At 58.7% G+C, this 18,415-nt stretch carries 16 protein-coding genes; 11 read left to right on the forward strand and 5 right to left on the reverse strand.

The features are described 5' to 3' along the window. Positions 1–85 precede the first annotated feature (85 nt). Genes GOV87_RS15940 through GOV87_RS15960 form a run of 5 tightly spaced genes read left to right on the forward strand, consistent with a single transcriptional unit; the run spans position 86 to position 5,931 of the window. Positions 86–1,075, forward strand: a complete 990-nt coding sequence (locus GOV87_RS15940) for a BMP family protein (protein ID WP_171212436.1) — start codon at positions 86–88, stop codon at positions 1,073–1,075. A gap of 39 nt (positions 1,076–1,114) precedes the next feature. Beyond that, positions 1,115–2,632 (forward strand): ABC transporter ATP-binding protein, encoded by a 1,518-nt coding sequence (locus tag GOV87_RS15945; RefSeq protein WP_171212437.1) that lies wholly within the window; start codon positions 1,115–1,117, stop codon positions 2,630–2,632. Continuing rightward, on the forward strand, positions 2,632–3,702 hold the full coding sequence (locus GOV87_RS15950; protein ID WP_371813529.1) for an ABC transporter permease: 1,071 nt from the start codon (positions 2,632–2,634) through the stop codon (positions 3,700–3,702). The genes GOV87_RS15945 and GOV87_RS15950 overlap by 1 nt, the downstream gene beginning before the upstream one ends. Beyond that, positions 3,702–4,643 carry an ABC transporter permease gene (locus GOV87_RS15955; RefSeq protein ID WP_171125998.1) on the forward strand — a complete coding sequence of 314 codons (942 nt, stop codon included), beginning with the start codon at positions 3,702–3,704 and terminating at the stop codon, positions 4,641–4,643. The genes GOV87_RS15950 and GOV87_RS15955 overlap by 1 nt, the downstream gene beginning before the upstream one ends. Before the next feature lies 1 nt (position 4,644). Beyond that, a complete protein-coding gene (locus GOV87_RS15960) occupies positions 4,645–5,931 on the forward strand; it encodes an amidohydrolase family protein (protein WP_171212439.1) in 1,287 nt (428 codons plus the stop codon). A gap of 3 nt (positions 5,932–5,934) precedes the next feature. On the opposite strand, the gene GOV87_RS15965 is transcribed toward GOV87_RS15960, so the two are convergent. The 5 genes from GOV87_RS15965 to GOV87_RS15985 are packed head-to-tail and all read right to left on the reverse strand — an operon-like array spanning position 5,935 to position 10,141. After that, entirely contained in the window at positions 5,935–6,225 is a 291-nt protein-coding gene (locus GOV87_RS15965; RefSeq protein WP_171212440.1) for a hypothetical protein, read from the reverse strand. Continuing rightward, positions 6,215–7,261 carry a hypothetical protein gene (locus tag GOV87_RS15970; RefSeq protein WP_171212441.1) on the reverse strand — a complete coding sequence of 349 codons (1,047 nt, stop codon included), beginning with the start codon at positions 7,259–7,261 and terminating at the stop codon, positions 6,215–6,217. The genes GOV87_RS15965 and GOV87_RS15970 overlap by 11 nt, the downstream gene beginning before the upstream one ends. Next, positions 7,258–7,668 (reverse strand): DUF4383 domain-containing protein, encoded by a 411-nt coding sequence (locus GOV87_RS15975; protein ID WP_170567454.1) that lies wholly within the window; start codon positions 7,666–7,668, stop codon positions 7,258–7,260. Before GOV87_RS15975 ends, GOV87_RS15970 begins: the two co-directional genes overlap by 4 nt. Beyond that, positions 7,665–9,152, reverse strand: a complete 1,488-nt coding sequence (locus GOV87_RS15980; protein WP_171212442.1) for an FAD-binding oxidoreductase — start codon at positions 9,150–9,152, stop codon at positions 7,665–7,667. Before GOV87_RS15980 ends, GOV87_RS15975 begins: the two co-directional genes overlap by 4 nt. Then, positions 9,149–10,141: an alpha/beta fold hydrolase gene (locus tag GOV87_RS15985; RefSeq protein ID WP_171212443.1), complete on the reverse strand. Its 993-nt coding sequence runs from the start codon at positions 10,139–10,141 to the stop codon at positions 9,149–9,151. The genes GOV87_RS15980 and GOV87_RS15985 overlap by 4 nt, the downstream gene beginning before the upstream one ends. Positions 10,142–10,495: 354 nt before the next feature. Between GOV87_RS15985 and GOV87_RS15990 the strand changes: the two genes are divergently transcribed. The 6 genes from GOV87_RS15990 (at position 10,496) to GOV87_RS16015 (ending at position 18,412) form a co-directional block, all read left to right on the forward strand. Further along, entirely contained in the window at positions 10,496–12,076 is a 1,581-nt protein-coding gene (locus GOV87_RS15990; RefSeq protein WP_171126629.1) for an ABC transporter substrate-binding protein, read from the forward strand. 128 nt (positions 12,077–12,204) lie between these two features. Beyond that, positions 12,205–13,770, forward strand: a complete 1,566-nt coding sequence (locus tag GOV87_RS15995; protein ID WP_171212444.1) for an ABC transporter substrate-binding protein — start codon at positions 12,205–12,207, stop codon at positions 13,768–13,770. Positions 13,771–13,774: 4 nt separating this feature from the next. Beyond that, positions 13,775–14,722 (forward strand): glutathione S-transferase family protein, encoded by a 948-nt coding sequence (locus tag GOV87_RS16000; protein ID WP_171212445.1) that lies wholly within the window; start codon positions 13,775–13,777, stop codon positions 14,720–14,722. 48 nt (positions 14,723–14,770) lie between these two features. Continuing rightward, positions 14,771–15,751 carry an ABC transporter permease gene (locus tag GOV87_RS16005; RefSeq protein ID WP_171125816.1) on the forward strand — a complete coding sequence of 327 codons (981 nt, stop codon included), beginning with the start codon at positions 14,771–14,773 and terminating at the stop codon, positions 15,749–15,751. Further along, a complete protein-coding gene (locus tag GOV87_RS16010) occupies positions 15,748–16,698 on the forward strand; it encodes an ABC transporter permease (RefSeq protein WP_171125819.1) in 951 nt (316 codons plus the stop codon). The genes GOV87_RS16005 and GOV87_RS16010 overlap by 4 nt, the downstream gene beginning before the upstream one ends. Positions 16,699–16,702: 4 nt before the next feature. Then, on the forward strand, positions 16,703–18,412 hold the full coding sequence (locus tag GOV87_RS16015; protein WP_171126632.1) for an ABC transporter ATP-binding protein: 1,710 nt from the start codon (positions 16,703–16,705) through the stop codon (positions 18,410–18,412). Positions 18,413–18,415: the final 3 nt, after the last annotated feature.

An 18,415-nucleotide genomic window follows, 5' to 3' on the forward strand; every position in this document is an offset into this window, starting at 1 on the left:
TGCTGTTTCATACACCGCTGTTGACCGGAAAAAATTTGACTGAACAGTAAAAAAATGCTGCCATCCCTGAAAACAGGAGAGTGTGATGGCAAAAAATAACATGACAAGAAGACTGTTTCTTGCCGCTGTTGCGGCGGCGTCAACGATATACTCTGTCGGTGTGGCTGCGGCCGAAACGGTCAAGGTTGCAGCGATCTATACGCTGCCCGTGGAACAGCAATGGATCAGCCGTATCCACAAGGCGCTTAACGCGGCGGCTGAGAGGGGCGACATCGAATACGTCTTTTCCGAGAATGTGGCCAACACCGACTATGAGCGCGTGATGCGTGAATATGCCGAACAGGGCTCGCAACTGATCGTAGGCGAGGTGTTCGGGCTGGAGCGCGCCGCGCGCAAGGTGGCCAAGGATTACCCGGACACGGCCTTCCTGATGGGATCGTCCTTTGGGCCTGTCGGTCCGAACTTCTCGGTCTTTGACAACTGGATTCACGAGCCGTCCTACCTGACCGGCATGGTTGCTGGTGCGGCCACGGAATCGAATGTCATTGGTATGGTCGGCGGATATGCCATCCCCGAGGTGAACCGCCTGATGAACGCCTTCATGGATGGCGCGCGCGAGGTGAACCCGGATGTCAAATTCCTCGTGACCTTCATCGACAGCTGGTATGACCCGCCCAAGGCCAAGGAAAGTGCGATTGCGATGATGGATGCAGGCGCGGACATCATGTATGCCGAGCGTTTTGGTGTGTCGGATGCTGCGGTGGAGCGTGGCGTCAAAGCCGTTGGCAACGTGATCGACACGTCGGGTGATTATCCCGGTACGATCATGGCGTCGGCCCTATGGCACATGGAGCCCACCATCGACAAGGCTATTGCCAATGTAGCCAGCGGCTCGTTTGAGGCTGCGGATTACGGCCAGTACAGCTTTATGGGATATGGCGGCGGTTCCATGGTTCTGGATGAGGAACTGGTGCCCTCCGATGTGGTCGAAGCGGTCAACGCGCGACAGGACGAGATTATGGACGGGCTGTTCCGCGTCAACGTGAACGACGACCGACCCGTTTCCGACAACTGATCTTGTTCGGGCCGGTCCACAAACCGGCCCGTTTTTCCAATGACAGATTCCACAGTTCTGAAACTCAACGGGTTGAGCAAGCATTTCGGCCCGGTCATCGCCAATGACAATGTCAGCCTGACCCTGAACAAAGGCGAGGTTCTGGCGCTGCTGGGCGAAAACGGCGCGGGCAAGACCACGCTGATGAATATGCTGTTCGGGCATTACCTGCCCGATGCCGGCTCAATCGAGGTTGCGGATGAAGGCGGGGTGTTGCGCCCTCTGCCGCTGGGCCACCCGCAGGTGGCGCTGGCCTCAGGCGTGGGGATGGTGCACCAGCATTTCACATTGGCCGAGAACATTTCGGCCCTCGACAATATAACCTTGGGATCGGAACCCCTGATTTCTCTGCGCCGCAACCGACGTGCAGCGCGGCGCAGGATCGAAGGCATCATGGCGCAAAGCGGTCTGTCCGCGCCTCTTGATACGCCGGTTGGCCGACTGTCGGTAGGCGAAAGGCAAAGAGTGGAAATCCTCAAGGCGCTGTACCGCAATGCCCGCATACTAGTGCTAGACGAACCAACCGCTGTTCTGACCCCGCAAGAAGCGGATACATTGTTCGAAAACATCCGCCTGATGACCGATGAAGGTCTGTCGGTAATCTTCATCAGTCACAAGCTGCGCGAAGTTCTGGCCTTTTCGGATCGCATTGCCGTTCTTAGACATGGTCGGAAAGTCGGAGAGATGGCCACATCCGACGCGGACGAAAAGTCGATCGCGCAGATGATGGTTGGCGCTGAGACACCCGAGCTTGCCGGCTCTTACCTGACGCCCGGTGATCCGGTCCTGACCATATCGGGCGTATCGGTCGCAGGGCGGTCCAAACGCGACACGCTGACGGCGGTCGACCTGACGGTACACGCGCATGAAATTCTGGGGATCGCCGGGGTTTCTGGTAACGGTCAGAGTGGGTTGGCCAATGTCATCGCAGGTCTTGTGCGCCCAGAACAGGGTCTAATCAAGGTTGATGGAGTCGAGGTTACCTCACCCACCCCGGCCAAGATGGTGCGTGCGGGGGTTGGCCGCATCCCTGAAGATCGCCACCATGAAGGCATCGTCGGTGCCATGACCGTGGCGGAAAACATGGTTATCGAACGGTTGAACGATCCCGAGGTTCAATCATACGGGTTGTTGCGCCGCGAAGACATCCAGGACAATGCCGAGCGTTTGTCCAAAGCCTATGACGTGCGCGGGCCGGGCGTGGATGCGCCTGCGCGTCTGTTGTCCGGGGGCAATATCCAGAAACTTATTCTGGCACGTGTCTTCGATCTTTCGCCCCGCCTCATCCTTGCGAACCAGCCGACACGCGGTCTGGACATGGGTGCCGCGGCCGAGGTGAGCAAGCGCCTGCTGAATGCAAGGGCGCGTGGGGCGGGTGTGGTACTGATTTCCGAGGACCTCGACGAATTGCTGAGCCTCGCCGACCGCATCGTGGTGATCCGCGACGGAGAACTGCACGAGGCACCGGGGCGCGACCGTGAACAGATCGGGTTGATGATGGCAGGAGAACCGGCATGATCCGTATTGAACCACGTCAGACCCAATCGCGGGCTTTCACGTTGGGCGTTCCCATCCTATCGGCCGTGATCGCACTGGGCTTTGCCGCGATCCCGCTGTTGGCGGCCGGTGCAAACCCGATCGTCGCCTATGCCGAGATGTTTCGCGGCGTCTTCGGTTCGGTCTTTGCGTTCTCCGAGGTGCTGACACGCGCCACGCCACTGATATTCACCGGGCTGGCCGCCGCTTTGGCCTTTCGCGCAAAGCTTTGGAATATCGGGGCCGAGGGACAGTTGTATCTGGGCGCGATGGCTGCGGTGGCCATCGGGTCGGGGGTGCTGGATATCTCAGGCATCTTGCTGTTGCCGCTGATTGTCCTGATGGGTGCTGCTGCAGGGGCGGCGGGGATGGTCGCCCCAACCTATCTGAAAACCCGCTTTGGCGCGGATGAGGTGGTGACGACGCTGCTGTTGAATTTCATCATCCTGATCTTTGTGCAGATGATGTTGGAAGGGCCGCTGCAGGACCCGATGGGGCTGGGCTGGCCACAATCAGCACCGGTTCTGGATCAAGGAATGCTGCCGCCACTGATGGAACGGATGCGGGTGCATTCGGGGTTTGTTTTGGCTCTAATACTGGCGGGATTGGCCCAATTCATGCTGGCGCGTTCCGTCTGGGGCTTCAAGCTACGCGCTGTGGGTGAGAACCCCGCCGCCGCGCGCCATGCGGGGATCAACGTCAACCGCTCGCTGTTCGGCGTGGCCATCCTGTCGGGTGGTCTGGCCGGGCTTGCGGGCGTGAGCGAGGTCGCGGGCCTGAAGGGATACCTGACCGCCGACTTGTCGCCCGGCTTTGGCTATACCGGCATTGTCGTGGCGATGCTGGCGGGGTTGTCGCCGGTGGGCGTGGTGATCGCCGCGCTGTTCATCGCCTCGGTCTTTGTGGGGGCTGACAGCATGAGCCGCGCGATGGGCGTGTCGTCTTTCCTGGCGGATCTGGTGGTCTCGGTTTCGCTGCTTTGCGTTCTGGTCGGCGGGTTTGTCGCCCGATATCGCATTGTCCGAGCCAGCACCGCGAGGGCTGCATCATGATGGATATTCTTAATATTCTGCTCTCTGAAAGCTTCTGGGCGGCCTCTCTGCGCATCGCGACACCGTTGATCTTTGGCGTGCTGGGCGCGCTGATCTGCGAACGTGCAGGCGTGCTGAATCTTGGGATCGAGGGCATCTTTGTCGTCGGCGCCATGTGCGGCTGGATGGCCGTCTGGCTGGGCGCGGGTCTGTGGGGTGGCGTGCTGGTCGCGGCAACGGCAGGGGCGTTCTTTGGCTTGCTTCATGCGATCCTCACAGTGCCTTTGGGATTGTCACAACACGTTTCGGGGTTGGGGATCACGTTGTTTGCAACCTCGGTCAGTTATTACACCTATCGCACGGCGCTGCCGAATGTGTCGTCACCGCCTCGGATCGAGCCATTTCAGCCGCTGGACCTGCCGGTTCTGTCAGATTTACCCTTTTTAGGGTCTGTTTTGTTTCAGCAAACGGCGCTGACTTGGCTGGCGCTGCTGCTGGTGGCGGTGGTCTGGTACGTGCTGAACCGCACAGCGCTGGGCGTGGCGATCAAGGCTGTTGGGGACAACCCTGACAGCGTTGATGCGCAGGGTCTGTCGGTTTACGGCCTGCGGATCGGGGCTATCGTGGTCGGGTCGGCGCTTATGGCGCTGGGGGGCGCTTTCCTGACCATGAGCGCCTTTGACGCTTTTTTCTTCGGTATGGTCAATGGGCGCGGCTGGGTCTGTATCGCGTTGGTCATTTTCGCCAGTTGGCGTCCGGGCAAGGCGTTGCTGGGGGCGCTGCTGTTTGGCGCGTTCGATGCGCTTCAGGTACGATTACAGACCGAGGTCGGCGCGCTGGTCCCCGGTCAGGTCTTCCTGATGGTACCCTATGTTCTGTCGATCATCGCCCTTGTGATCGCAGCGCGCTCGGCCGATTATCCGCGTGCATTGCTTACCCCTTGGTTCAAAGGTCAACGCTGAAATGGTCGATCTGCTTATCAAAAACGCCACCCTGACGGACGGTCAGACCGGAGTGGACATCGCCTGCGCCGACGGCAGGATCACAGCGGTCGAGGCCGGGATCACCGCAGACGCCGCCGAGGTCATAGATGCCGAAGGTCAGTTAGTTTCACCCCCCTTCGTCGACCCGCATTTCCACATGGATGCGACCCTATCACTGGGCAATCCGCGCATGAATGTCTCAGGCACTTTGCTTGAGGGCATCGCGCTGTGGGGCGAGTTGAAGCCGTTGCAATCCGTTGATGACATCGTCGCCCGCGCGTTGCGCTATTGCGAGTTGGCGGTGGCCAAGGGGATCGGTGCGATCCGCAGCCATGTGGATACCTGCGATGATGAACTGAAAGGCGTGCAGGCGCTGTTGCAGGTGCGTGAACAGGTGAAGGATTACCTTGACCTGCAACTGGTGGCCTTCCCGCAGGACGGTGTGCTGCGCGACCCAACCGCGATGCAAAACACTATCCGTGCGCTGGATATGGGCGTGGACGTGGTGGGCGGCATCCCGCATTTCGAACGGACCATGGCGGACGGGGCGGAATCCGTGCGTCTGCTGTGCGAAATCGCGGCCGAGCGCGGCTTGATGGTCGATATGCATTGCGACGAAAGCGACGATCCCCACAGCCGTCATATCGAAACGCTGGCCTTTGAAACCCAGCGTTTGGGTCTAAATGGGCGGGTTGCGGGATCACATCTGACCTCGATGCATTCGATGGACAATTACTATGTCTCGAAACTGATTCCGCTGATGGTCGAGGCAGGGGTTCATGCGATCCCGAACCCATTGATCAACATCATGCTGCAAGGCCGCCACGACACCTATCCAAAGCGCCGGGGTCAAACCCGTGTGCGCGAGCTGCGCGATGCGGGGATCACGGTTGGCTTTGGGTCCGATTGTGTGATGGACCCTTGGTATTCTTTGGGCAAGGCCGACATGCTGGATGTGGCCTTCATGGGGCTGCACGTGGGTCAACTGTCCAGCCGTGCCGATATGACATGGTGCTTTGACGCGGTGACGCAGAATTCTGCCCGGATCATGGGGCTTGAGGGCTATGGCGTCGCCAAGGGGTGTGACGCGAATTTCGTGCTGTTGCAGGCCGCCGACCCGATCGAGGCGATCCGCCTGCGCGCCCATCGTCTGGCCGTGGTGCGCAAGGGGCGGGTGATCTCGCGCTCGGCCCCGGTGACACATGCGCTGAACCTGCCATCTGTCCAGCGAACTTTGGACGAGGCGCGCGTGCCGTTCGAAGGGTAAGCCTCATACCTTTGGCAAGGGCAGGCACCCCGGCAGGCCCGCAGGCAGAACCAACCGTGCGCCGCTGGAATAGAGCGCCTTGGCAAAGCCCGGCGCGTCTGACGCCACCGTCACGCTAAACCGCGACGCGGCCAGAACTGCCGTGTCACCCGGCAACCTATCCAGCATCCGGTCTTGCGGCAGCACGACCACATAGGCTGGCGCTTCGCCCGTTAGCAACGCCACGACCACCAATGTCGATAGCCAGCCCAGCACCAAAAGGGGCAGGGCGATCAGAACGGACCTAATAGTCATGGATGTGTTCCAGCGTCAGGCCAGAGCCGTCCAACTGACGCAGCCGTTCGGCAAGCTGCGGGACCTTGACCACGATCAGGTGACGGTAATCGTCAAATCCCTGGCGCGGCGCGCTGAAAACCGCTCCCTCTTCGGTTGGCTGATCGGACAGGGCCGTAAACATGATGTCATCATTCCCCGCGATTTCGACCAGATCAACGCTATCGCGCGCCATATCGACCATAAGGTTTGTCAATTCGCGATACCGGGGCGTTTCAATCTCAATCCCTTCGGGTCTGGAGCCGATGACCTGCACATCCGGATAAGTCGGAAGCGTTTCGAGCCCGGTAACGATCATACGTAGGGTAAGCTCATCCGCGCCCACCTGAGCGACTGCCTGTTCGATAAGGCCGGCGTAACCGTCTTTGACCGTGTTTTCGAACCCCAAGGCGATTGCGCGTTCGCTGTCACGCAATGACCCGCTGGATTGGCTCAACAGGTCATGCGCATTCTCTGCGAAGGGCCATTTGTACCAAGGCACCTGTTGCAGAAACTGGGCGTATTCTGCGGCCTGCTGCGCCGACAGGTCATCCAGCGGCGCACGTTGCGGCCCACGCAGAGCTGTGAACAAGCGCCCCAGTGTCTCTTCATAGGCGGCCTTCAGAGCAAGCTCGGCCGTGAAGCTGGTGCCGATGACATAGACCATCTGCTTGGTCGCAGCATCGACCTCGCCATGGGCCGATGCGCTTTGCGACAGGGCGCAGAGCGAGCTCCAGAACCCGGTGATTCCCTGCCAGAAACCATAGTCATGCGGATCGCCCTGCCGCAGAACCTCGGCGTAATCCTCATAGGCGTGCACGATGTGCCATTCCGGATAGGTCATCAGCGTCCGGGTCTCAGGCCGGTGGTGTTCGGGAGGCAGCAGGGCGTCATAGGGTTGAAACTGCGCCGTTCCCTTGCAGCTTGTCTCGACATAGACGATCGGGGCAACAAGGCAGATCGCGACGACCACAATCAGCAGAACCAGTCGGCGCATCCAGCGCAGTAGAAATCTCATGCCGTTCTCCTGATATCACGCAGACCCGCCCAAGCCGCGATACCGCCCAAGGCCAGATGTGGAAGGTTTGCAAAAATACGTCCCATCGACAGGTCAATTCCTGCGGACGCGTTGGTGAAGATGCCAAGATCCAGATAGCCATAGCCTGTGAAAAACCCGAAAACGCCATCCCCCAGATAGGCCAGCCCGAACAGGATCAAAAAGGTGCGCGCGGCTCGGTGTGACCACAGTCCGGCCACCAGCGCCCAGACCGCCGAGGCGACGTGTAGCGCGTCGTCGTAGATATCGAGTGCAAAGATCCCGAACGCCAGTCCGTTTTCATCCGTCAGGCCGGGGACATAATTCAGCGATGCCGCGATCATCAGCGCGACGAAATATACAAGGCAGAGTTTTTGCAGATTGGTCATAGTTGCCCCAGATAGCTGTCCCAAAGGTTGTTCCGAAGCACAAGCCGGGGGTCCAGTTGGCGTTTGGCCTGCGCAAATTCCGCTGCCCGCGCATAGGCCGAGGTCAATTGATCCAGCCGCGCATGCGGACGGTAGGGCAGGTAATATGCGCCCCCGATCTCGACGATCCGGTCTATCAAAGCCTGCGTCATCCGAGCCATGTCCGCCTCGGCGCGTTGGGTCATTTCCTGACTGAACGACATTACGGCGGCGATCCGGGGCTCGGACGCGAAGGACAAAACCGCCTGATTATCCTGCGCGACATAGCGCAGGGTGACGTTTAGAAACTCCTGATACGAGGCGGGGATCACCTCGCGGCAGGCGGTCAGGAAATTGTCGAACGCATCGAAACCCACGAAGTATTCGTGCAGGATATCGGTGCGGTCCGGGTTGCGGTCGTCCAGTGTGACGACCGGTTCGTTGATCAGGGAATTGCGGGTTGCGTCGCCGCCGCCCAGTGCGGGCCCAAGCGTCGTTTCGTTCCACCAGCGGAAGCTTTTGAACGCTTCGCTTCCCAATTGCGCCCGATACAGGCGGCTGGCCGCGTGCGACATCCACCCCGATCCTGTGGCTGGCGGTAATTCGGTCTGGTCATCTGTCTCGCGATAGGTGATCAGCAGCGCTTTTTCGAAAAACGTGTCGCGTTCCACGTTGAGCCGCCCATAAGCCATCGTGACGGCCGGGTCGTCGATCGCGGATTGAAAGGCGGCCGCAAAGCCCTGTGCCTCCATCACTTCGAATGATGGGGACAGGCGGGTGTTTGGGACCATTTCCACGTCCATATCGACGATGATCCCAATCAGGCCGTACCCACCCATGCCAAGATTGAACAGGTCGGTTTTCTCGGTGGGTGAGCATGTCACCAGCTCTCCGGTTGGTAGAAGCATCCGCAGCGACCGAACCGTCGAGCCCATCGGTCCAAACGGCACGGGCCAACCATGGGCGTTCACCGAATAAGTGGCCGCAACGCCGAAATCATGGTTCGATTGCATTACCTTGGGCGACCACCCCGCCGGGTCCAGCGCGGCAATTACCTGTGACCAGCGCGCACCCGCATGCGCGCGATAGGTTTTGGCTGCGCTGTCGATCTGCAAAGCGCCATTGTCAAAGGTTATTGCCGTCCCGTCGCGTGGAATGGCCTGCCCGCCCATTGAATGACGCGCTGCGCCCACGTTGACAGGGCGACCTTCGGCGGTGGCTTCGGCTAGTTCGTTGCGAAGCGCTGTGATCAGCCTGTCCCCTGCGTCTTCGGTCAGAACCAGATGCTTGTTGATCGGTGTCGGTGACAGCCCGCTGGCGTCATTCATGATGGTATCGGACGTCGGGGCAAAGGTTCGGTCGGTCCCGTCATAGACCGGCAGATCCGAGCCTAACCAACGTGAAAGCCCCCATCCTGCAACGCCCCCTGCGGCAAACAGGGTGGCCCGTCTGGTGAAATTCGTCATAACTCGGCCTCATGTCCCTGCGAGTTGGCAATATTTGTCAGCATTTTGATCAATGTATCCTGAAATTCCAAAGGGCTTTCGATTTGCGGAATGTGCCCTACCCCCGAGAGGGCATCATATTGGGCGTCTGGAATCAAAGCACGCAAGTCTGCGGCTTGATCCAGTGGTGTTACTGTATCCTCGACACCCCAAATGATCCCAACAGGCAGATCGAGCGCCCGCCAGTTATCTGGCCGGGTGCTGAGTGCATCCTGAGGCGGAACCATAAGATGAGGCAACCATTGCGCCACGGCTGCGGTATAACCTTCGCGCTGCATTGGGGCTTGCAACAGGGCCACGCGTTCAGGCGTTGCCGCGGACTTGTTGTGGATAAACCCGCGGAGGAATGTCCGGGTCAGCATAGGGTTGGATATGGTTGCGGCGACAATGTACCTATTTAGGGTCTGATTCATCAGAAACACGGGTGTTTCCGTTGCGGATTCATGAGTGCCCAGACCAATGGCACCGTTTACGACGATCATTCCGGACACAAGGTCAGGTCGGCGCATGACGGTTTCTACCACCGGACCCGCGCCAATCGAATGAGCCACAATTATCGGCGGTTGATCCAGCGCCTTGAGCAGGGCACCGACACGCTCTGCCTGTTTTACACGGTCATACTCGGGCGTTTGCGGATATTCCGACCAACCGAAGGGGGGCATATCAAAGGCGATTGCGTGAAATCCGGCCTCTGACACCGCGTCAAGAGTGGGCTGCCACAACCCTGACCAGGCGGCCGTACCATGCGCAAATACGACAGGGGTATTCTGTGGCTGCCCGCGTTCCAGTACGAAAACAGCGCCCTCGGACGTGCCAATCAGCCGTCCCCCATTTGGTAAATCATGACCGAAGGCAAGTGTTTCCCGCGCGCCGGCTGCCAGTCGAAAACCGATTAGCAACACGGCAACAAGCAATAAGCCTGAAACAAAAACCCTGATAAATATCTTCATTGAGGTGATAGTTGTGCGCCTGCGAAAATAAAACAACCGCTGGAAAACCCTACTGCGGAATAGCGCGACCCTCAGGCCATACTGGGTGACTCACTTGATGTTTGCAGCGATTTTCCCATAGTTAGAGCCTAGAAAACTTTCAAATTCCTCTTCGATTGAGCATTTGACAAATCCTTCGGGGTTGGGAAGCAGATTTGTTTTTTGGGCAAAACGGAATTTGTGACTGCATCAATTCGGTTTGGTCACAATCAGGTGTTGCAACTGTCAAAATGATCTGGATGATCATGGCCACCAGGACCGAAAAAACGGTCGGCCGTTGAAAGGCGGCATTAACGAAAACCCGGGGAGACTAAAATGATCCTAAGAAACCTGATGATTGCTGCCAGTGCGACTGCATTGATGGCGGCAGGCGCATCGGCTGAAACCTTGCGCTGGGCGCGTGCTGGCGATGCGCTGACGCTTGACCCGCACTCGCAAAACGAAGGTCCGTCACACACCATTCGCCACCAGATGTACGAGCCGCTGATCATCCGCGATGTGACCGGTGCGTTTGAACCCGCGCTTGCGACCGAGTGGGGGCCCAAGGCAGATGACCCGAATGTCTGGGTCTTCAAGCTGCGCGAGGGTGTGAAATTCCATGACGGCGCTGACTTCAACGCCGAAGACGTGGTGTTCAGCTTTGAGCGCGCCAAGCAGCCGAACTCGGACATGAAAGAGCTGATCGGCTCTATCACTGAAGTGCGCGCGGTTGATGACTATACCGTCGAGATTGTCACCGATGGCCCGAACCCGATCCTGCCGTCGAACCTGACCAACCTGTTCATTTTGGACAAGGGTTGGGCAGAAGCGAACAACACCGTCAACGTGCAGGATTTCGAAGGTGGCGAGATCACTTATGCGACCACCAACGCCAATGGCACGGGGCCATATAAACTGCAAAGCCGCGAGCCTGACGTGAAAACCGTGATGGTGCGCAACGACGACTATTGGGGCATCGACCAGTTCCCGATGGAAGTGACCGAAATCGTCTATACCCCCATCCAGAACGCTGCGACCCGTGTGGCGGCGATGCTGTCGGGCGAGGTGAACTTCCTGCAGGACATGCCGGTGCAGGATATTGAGCGCGTAAACGGCGCCGATGGCCTGATGGTCAAGCAAGCCCCGCAGAACCGCGTCATCTTCTTTGGTATGAACCAGGGTTCGGACGACATCGAAGCGGATAACGTCGATGGCAAGAATCCTCTGGCCGATGTGCGGGTGCGTCAGGCGATGTCGATGGCGATCAACCGCGATGCGATCAAGCAGGTCGTGATGCGCGGTCAGTCGCAGCCTGCGGGTATGATCGCACCGCCATTCGTCAACGGCTGGACCGCCGAAATGGACGGTGAATCCTCAACCGATCTGGAAAAAGCCAAGGCACTTATGGCCGAGGCGGGCTATCCTGACGGTTTCTCGCTGCGGCTGGACTGCCCGAATGACCGCTACATCAACGATGAGGCGATCTGTCAGGCGGCCGTTGGGATGCTGGGTCAGATTGGCGTGACCGTGAATCTGGACGCCAAGCCCAAAGCGCAGCACTTCCCGCTGATCACCGACAGCAAGACCGACTTCTACATGCTGGGTTGGGGTGTGCCGACATATGACTCGGAATACATCTTCAACTTCCTTGTACATGGTCGCGAAGACGATATCGGCACGTGGAATGGTACCGGCTATCAGGACGATGCGCTGGACGCGAAGATCAAGTCGCTGGCGTCCAACACTGATCTTGACGCACGGAATGCCGACATCGCCGACATCTGGCGCGTGGTTCAGGATGAAGCACTTTATATCCCCATTCACCACCAGGTCCTGAACTGGGGTATGGCCGACGGTGTAGGCATCGAAGTGGATGCCGAAGACCAGCCCAAGGTCAAATACTTTACCATGAACTAAATCGGTTCCAACAAGTATCAGGCAGGGCGCGAGTTTCGCGCCCTGTTTTTTTGTGTCGGCCTGAGAATTCCTTGCGTGCGCACAAAAAACCAAGAACACTCGGCAGCAGAAAACAGGGAGACATCACAATGATCCTCAGAAACAGCGCCATTGGCCTGGCCCTTTTAGCTGCGACCAGTGTTCAGGCGGCCGAGTTCAAATGGGCCTCGACCACTGATCCGCAGACCATGGATCCGCACGCCGTCAACTCAGCCCCGGTCCTGGGCTTTCTCAACAATGTCTACGAAGGGCTGGTGCGTCGCGGCAAAGACATGACGGTCGAACCCGCACTGGCCGTAAGCTGGGAGCCCATCGGAGAGGGCGACGGCTGGCGATTCAAGCTGCGTGAGGGCGTGACCTTTCATGATGGCAGCAGTTTTGATGCGCAGGACGTGCTGTTCAGCTATCAGCGCGCCTCGGGTGAGGCCGCCGATACCCGCAGTTGGTTCGCCCCGGTCAGTGAGGTGATTGTGGTAGACGATTACACCGTCGACATCATGACCACAGCACCCAACCCGCTGTTTCCGTCCTCGATCGCCAACTGGATGATCATGGATCAGGGATGGACCGAAGCCAATGATGCCGCTGCGCCCGACAAGGAATCTGGCAACTACGCCACGATCAACGCAAATGGCACTGGGGCCTTCAAGGTGACAGAGCGAGAACCGGGGTTAAAGACTGTGTTAGAGCCGCATGGCGACTGGTGGGGTGAGGTCGAGCACAACATTACCCGCGCCGAGTTCAACCCGATCCAAAACCCGGCGACCGCTGTGGCGGCGCTGCTGTCGGGCGATGTGGACATGATCAACCCTGTCCCCATTCAGGACGTTGCGCGCCTGAAGGAAAATGGCGATGTCGACGTCATTCAGGGGATCGAGGCGCGCGTGATCATGCTGGGCTTTGACCACGAAGCCGAAGCGTTGAAATACACCGATGACGCAGGCAATCCGAACCCGTTCCGTGACGTGCGGGTCCGTCAGGCCATCGCGAACGCGGTGAATGTCGATGCCATTCTCGCCACGACCATGCGTGGCAATGCCGAGGCCGCCTCGCAATTGGTCAGCCCAGCCATGAGTGGTTATTCCGAGGCCAATGCCGAACGCCCCGCCTTTGATGTCGAAGGGGCCAAGGCGTTGCTGGCCGAGGCCGGTTATGCCGATGGGTTCTCGTTCGGTCTGAAATGCCCGAATGACCGATATCTGAATGACGAAGCGGTCTGTCAGGCGATTGTCAGCATGTTGGCTCAGATCGGAGTGACGGCGGAACTGGATGCCATGCCTGTCCGCAACTATTGGCCGGAACTGCGTGAAGACAATTACGACATGTATCTGCTGGGCTGGAGCCCCGGAACCTTTGATGCCGAACATCCCGTGCGCTTCCTTGTCGCCACGCCGAACGAGGAAAAGAAACTGGGCAGTTGGAATTTCGGCGGCTACTCGAACGAGCGGGTAGATGAGCTTTTGCCGATGATTCAGTCGGAGCTGGACGCCGAAAAACGTCAGGCCATGCTGGATGAGGTGACGGCAATTTATCAAGACGACCATGTGTACGTGCCGATGTACGTGCAGCCCCTAGTCTGGGGGACCGGCAGCAATATCGACCTGACACAACGCCCGGACAATTTCTTCATACTACGCTGGGTGACGGTGAACTGACCGCATGGGTGTAATGATCGCCGGGGTCTACCATTTGGAAGACCCCGCCCCGGACTCAAAGCTTGACGGCGCATACCGCCGTCAGGCGTCGACCATCCGCAACGCTTTGCCGGGTGATCCTGTTGAAGCGGGTCGGTTCCACCTTTACGCCGCGTGGAACTGCCCTTGGGCGCATCGGGTTTTGCTGACCCGCGCGGTCAAGGGTTTGGAAGACGTGATCACGGTTGCTTATGCCCGCCCGCGTCGAACGCCCGATGGTTGGGTCTATGACTTCGAGGGTGAGTATTCCGATTCCCTGTTCAACGTCACCGCGCTGCATCAGGTCTATGCAAGGGTTGATCCCGCCTATACCGGGCGTGTCACGGTTCCCTTGCTGTGGGATCGTGTCGAAAACTGTGCTGTGTCCAATGAATCCGCCGATCTGGTGCGGATGCTGGGTACGCTTGAAGGATATGGCCCGAACCTTGCCCCGCCGGATAAGCTGGAGCAGATCGACTACTGGAACGCAAAGATTTACCCGCACCTGAACAATGGCGTCTATCGCGCCGGGTTTGCCCGCACGCAAGAGGCGTATGAAGCCGGGTTTCAGGACGTCTTCGCCATGCTGGACGAAATCGAATCGCATCTGGACACCAACCGCTATCTTTGCGGTGACGTCCTGACCGAAGCTGATCTGCGCCTGTTTCCGACGCTTGCGCGCTTTGATGTGGCGTATCACTACGCATTCCGCTGCAATTTGCGGCGGCTGGTTGACTACCCGAACCTGTGGGGATATGCGCGCGATCTCTATGCACGACCCGAGATCGGGCGGACAGTCAAACCAGACATCTATAAGGCAGGGTATTTCTCACCATCCGAGCTGAGAAATCCTCTGGGTATTGTCCCGTTGGGGCCAGAGGTCGACTGGACGGCTCCGCAGGATAGACGGTCGCTGTCACCCGCGACATCTTGACCATTCGGTCAGGGCGTGCGTAGACACGAAGATCAATGGGGAAAGTGAATGTTCGCATATATCGTCCGAAGGATGTTCCAATCCGTGATCGTGTTGCTGGTCGTGGGTCTGGTCGCGTTTTCAATGTTCCGGTTTGTTGGCGATCCGATCGACAACATGCTGGGGCAAGAGCGCACTCAGGCTGACATCGACCGCCTTCGCACCGAGCTTGGTTTGGATCAACCATTTCCGGTTCAATACTTCAAGTTCTTGCAAGGTGCCGTGCAGGGCAATTTCGGCGTTTCATACCGCCAAGGCCGCCCGGTGTCGACGATCATAGCCGAGCGCGCGCCTGCGACTTTGGAGCTTGCCTTTGTGTCCGGTTTCCTTGCAATCACGCTGGGCATCGCTCTGGGCGTATTTACGGCGATACGACGACAAGGGCTCGCTGCGAACGTGATCATGACTGTCAGTCTGATCGGGGTTTCGTTGCCCACGTTTCTAATCGGTATATTGCTGATCTATATCTTCTCGGTTGAACTTGACCTTCTGCCCAGCTTCGGGAGGGGCGAGACCGTTATGATTGGAGACTGGTGGTCCACAGGTTTTCTGACGACCTCGGGGCTCAAGGCGCTGATCCTCCCGGCGATCACGCTGGGCCTGTATCAGATGACGTTGATCATGCGGTTGGTGCGGTCTGAAATGCTTGAGGTGATGCGCGCTGACTATGTCCGCTTTGCCCGTGCCCGTGGATTGTCGGACCGGGTGATCAACTTCCGCCATGCGCTGAAGAACACTCTGGTGCCGGTGATTACCATTACCGGATTGCAGCTTGGGTCGATCATCGCTTTCGCCATCATCACCGAGACTGTGTTCCAGTGGCCGGGTGTCGGCCTGTTGTTCATCAACGCGATCCAGTTCGTCGATATTCCCGTCATGGCCGCCTATCTGATGCTGATTTCGGTCATGTTCGTGACGATCAACCTGATTGTCGATCTTCTTTACTATGCCATTGACCCGCGCCTGCGTGTCGACGCGAGGGCCACATGACCGATACTCTCGATACCCCCAAAGCCCCGGAAAAGACGCGGTTTGCCAAGTTCTGGGACAGCGATTTCGCCTGGTCCTTCCGGCATTCGCCTGTGGCGATTATTGCCACGCTGGTTGTCGTTGTTCTGGTGCTGTCGGCGATCTTTGCGCCGCTGATTGCACCGTATAACCCGTTCGATCCTTCGTCGCTGAACCTGATGAACGGGTTTACGCCGCCTGGCACACCCAACGCGTTCACACAGGAGACATTTCTGCTGGGCACCGACGATCAGGGGCGGGACGTGTTCTCGACCATCCTTTACGGGATGCGGATTTCCCTGTTCGTGGGGGCCTCAGCGGTGCTTCTGGCTTTGATTATCGGCGTTGTTCTGGGTCTGGTCGCGGCCTATTTCGGTGGCTGGATCGAGACTCTGATCATGCGGATTGCCGACGTACAGCTAACCTTCCCGGCCATTCTGGTCGCCATGCTGATCTTTGGTATCGCAAAGGGTGTTACCCCACCGGAATACAGGGATGAGATGGCGATCTATGTTCTGATCGTCGCGATTGCCTTGTCTGACTGGGTGCAATTCGCGCGCGTGGTGCGTGGCGCGGCGCTGGTTGAGAAAAACAAGGAATACGTTCAGGCCGCGCGCCTGATCGGTCGCGGGTCTTTCCCGATCATGTTCCGCCATATCTTGCCCAACGTCCTCAGCCCGGTTCTGGTGATTGCCACGATCTCATTGGCGCTGGCGATCATTGCCGAGGCGACGCTGAGTTTCCTTGGTGTTGGCGCGCCTCCGACTCAGCCGTCGCTGGGCACGCTGATCCGCATTGGGCAGGGCTTCCTGTTCTCGGGTGAGTGGTGGATTCTGTTCTTCCCGGCCTGCACCCTTCTGGCGCTGGCCTTGTCCGTAAACCTGCTGGGCGACTGGCTGCGCGACGCGCTGAACCCCAAGCTGCGGTGATTTCATGAGCCTTCTGACAATCAATGACCTGACGGTCGAATTCCCGACCCGCCGCCAATTGTTTACCGCCGTGGACCATGTGGATCTGTCGGTTGAACCGGGTGAAATCCATGGGCTGGTGGGCGAATCCGGTGCCGGTAAATCCACGATCGGCGCCGCCATCATGGGGCTGCTGGACCGCCCCGGTCGTATCGCAAGCGGTACGATCAAGCTGAGCGGCGACCAGATCAGCGGTATCGACGCCGAGGCGATGCGTGGGCTGCGCGGCAAGAAGATCTCGATGATCTTTCAAGATCCGCTGACTTCGCTCAACCCGCTGTTCACCGTGCGCGAGCAACTGGTCGAGACTATTCAGGCGCATCTGGGTGGCTCGGATGCCGAGGCCAACAAACGGGCCCGCGATCTGATTGACCGGGTGGGTATCCCTGACCCTGATACGCGGCTGGATCAATACCCGCACCAGTTCTCGGGCGGGATGCGGCAGCGTGTTGTGATCGCTCTGGCGCTTTGCACAGAACCCGACGTGATCATTGCGGATGAACCGACGACCGCGCTGGATGTGTCTGTTCAGGCGCAGATTCTGGACCTGATCAAGGAACTCGCGACCGAACGGCAGGTGGGCGTCATTCTGATCACGCACGACATGGGTGTGATTGCGGACACCACCGACAAGGTGACGGTGATGTATGCGGGTAAGGTCGTCGAAAGTGGCCCGACATCGCAAGTCATGGGCCAGCCGACCCACGAATATACCAAATCACTGATCGCCGCCGTGCCGCGCCCGACGCTGAAACTGCATCGCTTTCCCCAGATCAGCTATGGCGGGCGCGAAACCCGCTTTGCGATCGAGGATATGGCCCGCCACTGGCCCAAGGTCGACAATGACACCAGCAAGCCTGTGTTCGAAATTCGCAACTTGACCAAGAAGTTCCTGCAAAAGCGTGGGCTTTTGCCATGGGACCGCACCTATTTCACCGCAGTTGACGATGTCAGCTTTGATATTCGCGCGGGCGAGGTGTTTGGCGTGGTGGGCGAGTCCGGCTCGGGCAAGTCCACGGTCGCGCGGATGATCGCAGGGCTGTATCCGGTTGACGGCGGGTCGATCACTTTTGAAGGCAAGGTGGTCAGCGACCTGACCGACAAAGCCGCGCTGGATGCCTATCGCAAGAACATCCAGATGATCTTTCAGGACCCGTATTCCTCGTTGAACCCACGGATGCGCGTGGATGAGATCGTGGCCGAACCGATCCGTCATCACAGGTTGATGGACGGAACCGACATCAAGCGCCGCGTGGATGAGCTGTTGGATCAGGTGGGGCTGGGTCACGAGGCCGGGTTGAAATACCCGCATGAATTCTCGGGCGGTCAGCGTCAGCGGATTTCGATTGCGCGCGCCCTTGCCACGCAGCCGCGTTTCCTGATCTGTGACGAACCGACCAGTGCGCTGGACGTGTCGATTCAGGCTCAAATCCTGAACATCCTGAAGGATTTGCAGGAACATCTGGGTCTGACCTTGCTGTTCATCAGCCATGACCTTCCGGTGGTGCGCCAGATGTGCGACCGGGTCGCGGTTATGAAACAGGGCAAGGTGGTCGAACTGCAAGAGACCAACGATCTGTTTGCCAACCCGCAAACTGAATACGCAAGCGAATTGCTGCGCCTGATGCCCAAACTCGACGATCTGTCGACCGAGGGATTAGAAGCTGAAACTTGAACC

This window comes from Ruegeria sp. HKCCA5426 (assembly GCF_013034585.1).
Classification (GTDB): domain Bacteria; phylum Pseudomonadota; class Alphaproteobacteria; order Rhodobacterales; family Rhodobacteraceae; genus Ruegeria.

Coding starts and splice junctions, on each gene's coding strand:
- GOV87_RS15945 (WP_171212437.1), top strand. CDS start 1,115: ATGACAGATTCCACAGTTCTGAAACTCAACGGGTTGAGCAAGCATTTC.
- GOV87_RS15990 (WP_171126629.1), top strand. CDS start 10,496: ATGATCCTAAGAAACCTGATGATTGCTGCCAGTGCGACTGCATTGATG.
- GOV87_RS15970 (WP_171212441.1), bottom strand. CDS start 7,261: ATGAGATTTCTACTGCGCTGGATGCGCCGACTGGTTCTGCTGATTGTG.
- GOV87_RS15960 (WP_171212439.1), top strand. CDS start 4,645: ATGGTCGATCTGCTTATCAAAAACGCCACCCTGACGGACGGTCAGACC.
- GOV87_RS15940 (WP_171212436.1), top strand. CDS start 86: ATGGCAAAAAATAACATGACAAGAAGACTGTTTCTTGCCGCTGTTGCG.
- GOV87_RS15955 (WP_171125998.1), top strand. CDS start 3,702: ATGGATATTCTTAATATTCTGCTCTCTGAAAGCTTCTGGGCGGCCTCT.
- GOV87_RS15980 (WP_171212442.1), bottom strand. CDS start 9,152: ATGACGAATTTCACCAGACGGGCCACCCTGTTTGCCGCAGGGGGCGTT.
- GOV87_RS16000 (WP_171212445.1), top strand. CDS start 13,775: ATGGGTGTAATGATCGCCGGGGTCTACCATTTGGAAGACCCCGCCCCG.
- GOV87_RS15995 (WP_171212444.1), top strand. CDS start 12,205: ATGATCCTCAGAAACAGCGCCATTGGCCTGGCCCTTTTAGCTGCGACC.
- GOV87_RS15965 (WP_171212440.1), bottom strand. CDS start 6,225: ATGACTATTAGGTCCGTTCTGATCGCCCTGCCCCTTTTGGTGCTGGGC.
- GOV87_RS15975 (WP_170567454.1), bottom strand. CDS start 7,668: ATGACCAATCTGCAAAAACTCTGCCTTGTATATTTCGTCGCGCTGATG.
- GOV87_RS16010 (WP_171125819.1), top strand. CDS start 15,748: ATGACCGATACTCTCGATACCCCCAAAGCCCCGGAAAAGACGCGGTTT.
- GOV87_RS16015 (WP_171126632.1), top strand. CDS start 16,703: ATGAGCCTTCTGACAATCAATGACCTGACGGTCGAATTCCCGACCCGC.
- GOV87_RS16005 (WP_171125816.1), top strand. CDS start 14,771: ATGTTCGCATATATCGTCCGAAGGATGTTCCAATCCGTGATCGTGTTG.
- GOV87_RS15985 (WP_171212443.1), bottom strand. CDS start 10,141: ATGAAGATATTTATCAGGGTTTTTGTTTCAGGCTTATTGCTTGTTGCC.